This is a genomic window from Oribacterium sinus (assembly GCF_963537195.1).
Lineage (GTDB): Bacteria > Bacillota > Clostridia > Lachnospirales > Lachnospiraceae > Oribacterium > Oribacterium sinus_A.
This window is the reverse complement of sequence record NZ_CAUTEG010000006.1, coordinates 42798-49018: the sequence shown is the minus strand read 5'-3', so window position 1 is coordinate 49018 and position 6221 is coordinate 42798. Positions and strand designations below refer to the sequence as shown.

Annotated in this window: 5 protein-coding genes; 4 read left to right on the top strand and 1 reads right to left on the bottom strand. The window is 44.8% G+C overall.

All coding sequences use genetic code 11. The features are described from left to right. Positions 1-318: 318 nt before the first annotated feature. Positions 319-1119, top strand: a complete 801-nt coding sequence (gene yqeB / locus RYL27_RS01930; RefSeq protein WP_314964853.1) for a selenium-dependent molybdenum cofactor biosynthesis protein YqeB — start codon at positions 319-321, stop codon at positions 1117-1119. Between the two features lie 103 nt (positions 1120-1222). After that, on the top strand, positions 1223-2647 hold the full coding sequence (locus RYL27_RS01925) for a hypothetical protein (protein WP_314964851.1): 1425 nt from the start codon (positions 1223-1225) through the stop codon (positions 2645-2647). 346 nt (positions 2648-2993) lie between these two features. Here RYL27_RS01925 and RYL27_RS01920 read toward each other — a convergent pair whose 3' ends face one another. Continuing rightward, positions 2994-3473: a choline-binding protein gene (locus tag RYL27_RS01920; protein ID WP_314964849.1), complete on the bottom strand. Its 480-nt coding sequence runs from the start codon at positions 3471-3473 to the stop codon at positions 2994-2996. A gap of 218 nt (positions 3474-3691) precedes the next feature. Between RYL27_RS01920 and RYL27_RS01915 the strand changes: the two genes are divergently transcribed. Together RYL27_RS01915 and rplI are read left to right on the top strand one after the other, a co-directional pair. After that, positions 3692-5734 carry a DHH family phosphoesterase gene (locus RYL27_RS01915; protein ID WP_314964847.1) on the top strand — a complete coding sequence of 681 codons (2043 nt, stop codon included), beginning with the start codon at positions 3692-3694 and terminating at the stop codon, positions 5732-5734. After that, positions 5734-6183 carry a 50S ribosomal protein L9 gene (rplI, locus tag RYL27_RS01910; RefSeq protein ID WP_007156809.1) on the top strand — a complete coding sequence of 150 codons (450 nt, stop codon included), beginning with the start codon at positions 5734-5736 and terminating at the stop codon, positions 6181-6183. The genes RYL27_RS01915 and rplI overlap by 1 nt, the downstream gene beginning before the upstream one ends. The last annotated feature ends 38 nt before the right edge of the window (positions 6184-6221 follow it).

Genomic DNA, 6221 nt, shown 5'->3' with positions numbered 1-6221 from the left:
ACAGAGGAACTCGAAAGAGTTTGCTTTGCAGTTGGTCATCGATTTGTCTTTGCTGTTTCGTCAAAATGTCTCCTTTCTTGTGAAAACGGGTTTTGTTCAAGTGGCTTTCTATCCTTTTGTTTACGGTTTTTCAAAAAAACTATGCTCTTTTTAAGACTTATGGTAGAATCAAAACTCAAAGTCTGATAACGTGAGGATTTTTGTCATGAAAGCTCTTACAGGAGTTTTTACAGCTCTATAAGTTCTTGTCTGATGACTTCATTATAGGTGATATTTTCTTTTTTGCCAGAAGATTTGTTTTTCTGAAAGGAAGGTTTTATGCTTGTATTTATCCGGGGAGCAGGAGATTTGGCAACGGGAATTTCCATTCGGCTGTATCGTGCGGGAATATCCGTTTGCCACAGTGATTTGGCGATTCCCACAGCAGTTCGTAGAAATGTTGCTTTTTCGGAGGCGATTCGCTTGGGAGAGTGCAGTGTGGAAGGCATTACGGCGGTTCGGGCAGAAAGCTTGGAAGAAATACGTGCGGCTATTTCTCAAAAAAAAGTACCTGTGGTGGTGGATGAGGGAAAGAGCTTCCTACACAGACTACAGCCGGATGCTGTGGTGGATGCTATTCTTGCCAAGAAGAATCTGGGAACCTGTATGGAGGATGCAAGACTTGTTATCGGCATAGGTCCCGGATTTACGGCAGGGGTGGATTGCCATGCAGTCATAGAAAGCAAAAGAGGTCATGATTTGGGAAGAGTGATCCTTAAGGGATCCGCCATTCCCAATACCGGTATTCCCGGAATCATCGGCGGATATGGGAAAGAAAGGGTGCTTCGGGCACCGGCAGAAGGAATCTTGGAACAAACCCTTCCCATCGGTACTTTGGTGGAGGCCGGAGATATTTGCGGAGTAGTAAACGGTATTCCTATGCGGACGGAAATCTCCGGAATTATTCGAGGAATGTTGCAGGAGGGCATTTCCGTATTTCCCGGCATGAAGGCCGGAGATGTGGATCCCAGAGGTGCAGAGGTGGAGTATCGCAATGTTTCCGATAAGGCCAGAGCCATCGGAGGCGGCGTGCTGGAGGCCTTATTTCATTTTCTTCCCTGGGAGCTTTGTAAAGAGTAAAATGCTGTAGAGATAAGGAATTGCAGGATTTAAGATAAACAAACGAGATATCGCACGCTTTGCGCACGATACTCGTTATGAATAAAAAGGAGAACTATATTTTATGGAAAGAGAACTGCAAGAAGAGGTGGTTTTGGATTTACCCGGATTACTGGCTTTATGTTTACGGAAAGGGATATGGATTCTTCTTGTTACGGTGCTTTGCGGTTTAGCCCTACCTTCTTTTAAGCTTTATAAGGCCTTGAAAAGCCAGAAGGCGGAAAGTCAAACGGAAAGCACGGAGGAAAGTGCGGAGAAGAAGGAGAAGGAAAAAGAACAGTCCTTGGAGTATGCCGGAAATGAGCGGAAAAGACTGGAAGCTTTGCTTTCTTCAGAGAGAGAAAGCTTGGCGGATTCCGCTTTGATGAAAATCGACCCGACTTCCTATGGGGAAAGAGATATCAATCTTTATCTTCCTTTAGAGGAGGGAGGACAGACTCTCAGCAATCAGGAAATTGCAGCAAGGCTTTCTGCGGTAAGTCAGGCCTACAGTGATGCTTTACAAAGCGGTACATTTTACAGCGATATCGCAAAGCGCCTGGGGGGAAAGGTAGCAGAGAAAGATTTATCGGATCTCATCTATGTAGAGGGAAATGAGAAAAGCGCTATTGTTTCTGTCTATCTTGTGGGAAGTACGGAGAAGCTTGCCAAGGAAATGGGAGATGCGGTTCTTTCGTATGTAGAAGAAAAAAAGGCGGAATTGGATGAAAATCTTCCTGCACATAAGCTGGAAATTCTTTCGGATAACGTTTACACAGCTAAAAACAGTGGAAACTATAGTCCGGACAACAGCCAGCTTCAGGATGTACAGAACTTTCCGCTTTTGCAACGGCAGCAGAAAAAAATAGACAGGGTGGAAAAGCTTTCCACACTCCTTACCGACTGGAAGAAAAAGGAGAAGGACGCAAAGGGAGAGGAAGTTCTGGGAACCCAAGGGATTTCCAAGAAAACCTTAGTCAAATATGCTATTTTGGGAATTTTCCTGGGAGGATTTTTGTCTGTAGCAGTGATTACCGTACCTTATCTTTTCACTAAGGAGCTTCCTAGAGAGGAAGATTTGGAAATGTCCTATGGCCTTATGGTTTTAGGCAGTAAGAAGCGTTATAAAAAGCAGGGGCTCTTTAAGAAATGGTCCGAAAAGCTTGCCGGGGAAAATGACCGATGTGAAACGGAGGAAGAACTGTTCCGCCTTTCCAAGGCAAATCTTACTTTGCTGGCGAAGGAAAAGGAAATTCAGGAAGAGATCCTCTTTATCGGTGCAAAAGGAGAAATGAGAGAAAAGCTTGTACAGAATGTAGGAGAAGGAAATCCCCTTTCTGCAAGAGCTGCAGAGGACATTTTGCAAAGTCCGGAAGGAATACAGGCTCTGTCAGAGCACAAATATCTGGTTTTAGCCTATCCGGCACAAAGTGACTTCTTAAGCTTCTTAAAGACAAAGAAGAAATGTGAAGCACTGGGGAAAGAAGTTCTTGGTGTAATTTTATATTAAAAAAAGGGAATGTAAAATCAGGATTATAGAGTAATTTTTTATGCAGTATAGGTCTGAAATGGGGGGTAGTCTGAGCCCGCCGGTACTTACTGAAAGCGAGTGAAGCGATGCTTGAAGTTAGTACTGCTATGTAAGGACAAACTTTTCATCAGAAAAGTTGTCCTGTACAAGACCAACTTCCGAAGGAATTTGCTTTGCGAAGCAAAGTGAGCAGTGGTTAACAAAAACCACTGCTCAGTCAGGCGAAGCTAGCGAGAGCGTACCCCGAGTTTCAGACCTATACTGCATAAAATTCTATTTATTGATTTTTTACATTCCCTTTTTATATAAAATTACACTTAGGACTTTAGTTTTTACTATTGTCTGCCGGATGCTCGGTATTGAAGTCTGCTCCGTTGACTTCACCCTGCTTTGGCGCAACACCGGTGGAAGAGCCGGAAGCGTGTACCTTATACTCCTTGATTACACCGTTCTTTCTCTGCTTCTTTTTTACCGTGGTGGTTTTAGGAGTAGCCTTTACTTCCACGTCTTTGGTCTGTACTTCGCCGTCCACAACCCAAGCACCGTTCTCATCTACGGTGTAGCCGTCAGGAGTGGTGGTGGAAAGTAATGCCCAACCTTCCTGGTCGAAATAATAGCACTCTGCTACACCGTCATTGTTTCCGTCTAGCCAGAACCAACCGGAATGTGCATAAGAATGATCTTCATTTTCATACCACCAACGGTTGCTGTTCGCCCCCGCACCCTTATTCCAGTTTGCCATGGCGGGAATGCTGGAAAGAAGGCTTAAAGCCATCATTGCTACCGCTATTTTCATTTTTCTCATATTTCACCTCATTAAAATGGACTTGGGATCATCATAGAATCCCTTAAACTCTGCATCATTGTAACGACTGGAAAAGAGAAAGACAATAAAGAAAATCTTAAGGATAAAATGTTTTTTATTAAGTAGAGAAAAGATTTTTTCGTTTTTTTCTCTATCTTTACCTATGAGAAAAGAAAGGGTATAATAGGGCACAGCATATTTTTTTAGAAAGAGGAAAGATGAAGAAAAGAAAATCAATACCAGGGACGATAGACCAGTATCTTCGGTGGCCCATTTGGCTTTCTCTCCTGTGGATTCCTATTTTAATTTCGTTAAGCTTTATCGATTGGAAGGCGTTTTTTGTCCTTCTCTTTTTTGCTGTAGTATATGTCTGTTTTGTACTGTATCTCTATCAGAGCAGAAAGTCCAAGCTGATGTCCTCCCTTTTGGAATTCTCCTTAAAGGCAAATGATAGCAACGCCAGACTTTTTGAAGAGATGCCTACAGCCTATTGTATTGTCAATGAAGAGGGAGGAATTCTTTGGGAAAACAAAGCCTTCCATCACATCTTACAAAAAGACAGCGGGGTAAAGAAGAATTTGCTTTCCCTTTTCCCCAATATTCAGAAAGAGATTTTGACGGAAAGCGGAGCGGTATTGGAGGTGCATTCTTCCTTTAAGGACAGAAAGTACTGCATTGACCTGATTCGTGTGGATTCCTTGCAAGATGCAGAGCCGGAGGCCGTTACCTTATCAGAGGAGACTCGTTTAATCGCGGTTTACCTTCGGGATGAAACGGAAGAATTGGAATTACAGCAGAAGTTGGATGAGGAGAGAATCGTATTAGGTCTGGCCTATGTGGACAACTACGAAGAGGTTATGGAGCAGATTGAAGAGGTGAGAAGATCCCTGCTTACTGCTTTAGTAGACCGAAAGATTAACCGTTATATCGGTTCAGCCAACGGTGTAGTAAAGAAAATCGAAAAGGATAAATATTTTTTCATTCTTAAGCAGTCCGCTTTGGAAAAAATGATGGATGACCGCTTCTCCATTCTGGAAGAGGTGAAGAAGGTAGACGTGGGAAATGACCTCTCCGTAACCCTCAGCTTGGGAATCGGCTTCGGTGCGGGAGACTATGCCCAGAACTATGAGTATGCCAGAACCAGTATGGATATGGCACTGGGCCGTGGAGGTGACCAGGCTATCGTAAAGACTCCTGAGAAATTAAACTTCTTCGGCGGAAAGAGCCAGAGTACGGAGCGAGTTACCAGAGTAAAGGCCAGAGTAAAGGCCCAGGCCTTCCAGGAGTTAATCGAGTCCAAGGACAAGGTGCTCATCATGGGACATATCAACAGCGATATGGACTGTCTGGGTTCCTCCGTGGGCGTGTATCGTATGGTTACCGCCCTGGATAAGAGGGCTTATATTGTACAGAACGGGGTAACCCCCACCATTTTACCCTTAAAAGAGCGTTTTCTGGAAAATGAAGACTATCCGAAGGATATGTTTATTGACGGAGAAACCGCGAAGGATTTGGTGGATAACAACACCATGCTGGTGGTGGTGGACTGTGACAGACCGTCCATCATTGATGAACCGGAGCTTCTTACCATGGTGAAGACCAAGGTGGTTTTTGACCACCATAGACAAAGCTCCGAAACGATTCAGGGTGCGGTATTAAGCTACTGCGAGCCCTATGCCTCCTCCGCTTCCGAGTTGATTGCGGAAATGATGCAGTATATTCGGGACGGTATCAAGGCAAAGCCCATTGAGGCGGACTGTATGTATGGCGGTATCGTGATCGATACCAGAGAGTTTACCAACCAGACCGGTGTAAGAACCTTTGAGGCGGCAGCGTATCTGAGACGTTGCGGTGCGGATATCACCAGAATCCGAAAGGTATTTCGAGAGGATTTCAGTGATTATCAGGCCAAGGCGGAGGCCATCAGTCGGGCGGATATTTACCGGGATTTCTTCGCCATCAGCAGTGTTTCCTGTGAAGGCACGGAAAGCCCCACGGTACTTTGTGCCAAGACGGCCAACGAGCTCTTAAATATTCGGGGAATTAAGGCCAGTGTGGTCTTAACCAAGGTAAATGATGTAGTGTTCATTTCTGCCCGTTCCATTGACGAGATGAATGTGCAGGTTTTAATGGAAAAGCTGGGGGGCGGAGGACACCGCACCGTGGCAGGAGCCCAGATTAAAGAGGGCGAAGTGGCAGACTGCATTGTGCAGGTCAAGAAGGCCATTGACGAGATGATTGAGGAAGGAGAAGTAGAGTAATGAAGGTGATTTTGTTAAAGGATGTAAAGGCATTAGGAAAAAAGGGAGAAATCGTAGAGGTTAGCGAAGGTTACGGAAGGAACTTCATTTTACCTACCAAAACCGGCGTACCGGCTGATGCAAAGAACTTAAATACCTTGAAGCTGCAGCTGCAAAATGCGGAAAAGCTGGCAGAGGAAAGACTGGCAGAGGCTAAGGAATTAAAGGAAAAGCTGGAAGCCATTAAGCTGGTGTTCACCATGAAGGCGGGAAAAGACGGAAGAGCCTTCGGTTCCATTTCCACTAAGGAAGTACAGGAGGAACTGAAGAAGCAGCATAAGCTTACCGTGGACAAGAAGAAAATGGAGCTGGATGTACCGATGAAGAATTTCGGCGGCTATGACATTAAGGTGAAGCTGCATAAGGATGTGGAAGCAACCCTCCATGTCAGCGTTCAGCCACAGGCTTAAAACAATTACTCATTACCTTTTAGCCACGGGCTTAAAGC